Raw genomic sequence first — 2258 nt, forward strand, 5'->3', positions numbered from 1 at the left:
GCGCAGGTGCGCGACGGCGACATGCTCAGGCTTGCTCCCGGCCCAGCCACCATCATGGATCAGGTGCCGTTCGGTCGTATCTACAAGGATGGCAGACTGATCGGCACCGATCAGGCGATGGGCATCCGCGACCGGCGCAAATTGTCCTTTGCCGGCCACGTGGCGGTCAATGTCGTGTTGGACGACAAATATGAGCTTGCCGGCGACCCCGATTTGGTCGCCATCGGAGTCGCCGAGGCCGATGGCCGTGGCGAGTCGCTGGAAGATCTGATGATCGATGCGGCAATCGGCGCGGTGGACTCGATCCCCCGTCAGCGCCGAAAAGACCTCGACCTGGTGCAGGAAGCAGTGCGGCGCGCCGTGCGCGGCGCCGCCAACGAAGCCTGGGGCAAGAAGCCGTTGGTGACGGTGTTCGTCACTCGCTGAGGGGAGTGGGGCAGTAAGGGAGTAGGGCAGTAGGGATTTCGATACGAGGCAGGTCAGCTTTTCCCCTATTGCCATACTGCCCTATTGCCTTACTGCCCTGGGGAAAACCTATGCTCGGACGTCTGAACCATGTCGCGCTTGCCGTGCCGGATCTGGCTGCTGCCGTAGCGGCCTACCGCAACACGCTCGGCGCGGAGGTTACGGCGCCGCAGGCACTGCCGGAGCACGGGGTGACGGTGGTGTTCGTCAATGTCGGCAACACCAAGGTCGAACTTCTGGAGCCTTTGGGCGAGGGATCGCCGATCGCCGCCTTCCTGGAGAAGAACCCCTCCGGCGGCATGCATCACCTTTGCTATGAGGTCGACGACATCCTGGCCGCGCGCGATCAGCTCAAGGCCGCCGGCGCCCGCGTGCTGGGCGACGGCAACCCGAGGATCGGCGCGCACGGCAAGCCGGTGCTGTTCCTGCATCCGAAGGATTTCTTCGGCACGCTGATCGAACTGGAGCAATCATGAGCTGGGTTTCGTTCACAGCCCTGTTTTTCGCGACCTGGTGGGTGGTGCTGTTTGCCGTGCTGCCGTTCAGCGTGAGGACGCAGGACGACGATCACGACGTGACGCTCGGCACGGTTCCGAGCGCGCCGCGTGGGCCTCACATGCTGCGCGCCGTGATCCGCACCACCATCGCCACCGCGATCCTGATGGGCATTTTCTATGGCTTGACGCATGGGCTGGGATACAGCCTCAACGACATCCCGCACATCGTGCCGGAATTCAGCCAGACGCCGGCTAAATAGACTGTCCAGCGACGGCGTTTTCATATGTCGGAACCGGGCGGGTTTCGGCGGGAATGTCGTGCCGTTTTGCGGCCTGACGAGCGCTGACGCTGGGTAAGGTGGTTTGGCAACGCGTTGCGCTAAGCAGATGATTGCACAAAAAAAATGCAAGGCACGAGGCCTTGCAATTTAAACGCGTCCGATCTGTTTCCGGTTTCCGGCGGCAGCGAGTAACCGCGCCTAGATCGCATCCTCCCAAGACTTTGACCGCGTAGGAGAGCAGATTTTTTTCTGCCCTCTCGGTTATCGAGGTACATTAGCCTAAGGCGAATGAAAATGTCACGAAGAATTTTGCCTTGAAACGGGCATTCTCGTGCTGCACTGCACAATAGTGTGGCAGGCGTTGCTTGGCGAACGATCACCAAGACGCGCACAGTGACCGGGAGGCCTTGCAGCGCCGTGGGTCTTCTGGACGGGCGAACGGCGGTGCGACGCTTCTGATCCCGGCTACCCATGTTTTTTGGAAATCGATTCCGCTTTTCGGGCCGAAGCGTCCGGGTTCCCATTCCGCCTTGAAATGGCTATGAAGCCGGGTCAAGCAAGCCAAAGTCGCGCCGATTCTGACGCGGCCCTCCTCACTCACGGACCTGCCCATGCGTTTGTCGCGCTATTTCCTGCCGATCCTCAAAGAAAATCCGCGCGAGGCCGAGATCGTCTCGCACCGGCTGATGCTGCGCGCCGGCATGATCCGCCAGCAGGGGCAGGGCAGTTTCTCGTGGCTGCCGCTCGGCAAGCGGGTGCTGGACAAGGTCTGCCGCATCATCCGCGAGGAGCAGGATCGCGCCGGTGCGCTGGAAATCCTGATGCCGACCATCCAGTCGGCCGATCTGTGGCGCGAAAGCGGCCGCTATGACGACTACGGCAAGGAGATGCTGCGCATCAAGGACCGGCAGGACCGCGACATGCTCTACGGCCCCACCAATGAGGAAGTGGTCACCGAGATCGTCCGCGCCTATGTGAAGTCCTACAAGGACCTGCCGCTCAATCTCTACCACAT

The 2258-nt window shown here is 61.6% G+C and carries 2 protein-coding genes and 2 pseudogenes; all 4 read left to right on the forward strand.

Annotation, left to right across the window (positions count from 1 at the left end):
- A pseudogene (locus EN925_RS32615) lies at positions 1-426 on the forward strand (MBL fold metallo-hydrolase); the annotation flags it as partial.
- Between the two features lie 110 nt (positions 427-536).
- Positions 537-941 (forward strand): methylmalonyl-CoA epimerase, encoded by a 405-nt coding sequence (mce, locus tag EN925_RS32620; RefSeq protein ID WP_013531105.1) that lies wholly within the window; start codon positions 537-539, stop codon positions 939-941.
- Positions 938-1222: a DUF1467 family protein gene (locus tag EN925_RS32625; RefSeq protein ID WP_013531106.1), complete on the forward strand. Its 285-nt coding sequence runs from the start codon at positions 938-940 to the stop codon at positions 1220-1222. The genes mce and EN925_RS32625 overlap by 4 nt, the downstream gene beginning before the upstream one ends.
- A 632-nt stretch (positions 1223-1854) precedes the next feature.
- Positions 1855-2258 (forward strand): annotated as a pseudogene (locus EN925_RS32630) (proline--tRNA ligase); the annotation flags it as partial.

This window comes from Mesorhizobium sp. M7A.F.Ca.US.006.04.2.1, from assembly GCF_004022915.1.
Classification (GTDB): domain Bacteria; phylum Pseudomonadota; class Alphaproteobacteria; order Rhizobiales; family Rhizobiaceae; genus Mesorhizobium; species Mesorhizobium ciceri.

Coding starts and splice junctions, on each gene's coding strand:
- mce (WP_013531105.1), top strand. CDS start 537: ATGCTCGGACGTCTGAACCATGTCGCGCTTGCCGTGCCGGATCTGGCT.
- EN925_RS32625 (WP_013531106.1), top strand. CDS start 938: ATGAGCTGGGTTTCGTTCACAGCCCTGTTTTTCGCGACCTGGTGGGTG.